This window comes from Wolbachia endosymbiont of Tuta absoluta, assembly GCF_059414725.1.
Window position 1 is genome coordinate 1 of sequence record NZ_JBNRJY010000751.1, and the last position, 415, is coordinate 415.

Genomic DNA, 415 nt, shown 5'->3' on the forward strand with positions numbered 1-415 from the left:
GATCATCAATACGATTTCACTCTACTAAGTGCAGATTTGGTAGACTTGTTGACTAAAACGAAGTTTGCTGTGTCGCTAGATGATACAAGGTATAATTTGAATGGGATATATCTGCATACAGATGAGCAATTTCTGTACTGCGTTGCAACTGATGGCCACCGTTTATCATGTATAAAAAGGCCTAAACCTGAAGATATCAACGGAGAATTTGGGGTGATCGATCATCTGGGGGGAATCTATGCTGGGGAGTTTGATTATTTTTCTTTTTGTGTGGGACACCGGTTTGCCCATCGATCGATCCATGCTCTTAATAAAGAGTTTGGATTGACGGCATGTTTGCAACTCTCTCCATCTTTTGTTGCTTTCATTTTTGATTTTGATGCTGATGAACAAGAATAGTATCATGTGAAATGTT

General features: G+C 39.0%; 1 pseudogene. It reads left to right on the forward strand.

The features are described 5' to 3' along the window. Window positions 1-219, forward strand: a pseudogene (locus ACJ5GX_RS07835) (DNA polymerase III subunit beta family protein); the annotation flags it as partial. Between the last annotated feature and the right edge of the window lie 196 nt (window positions 220-415).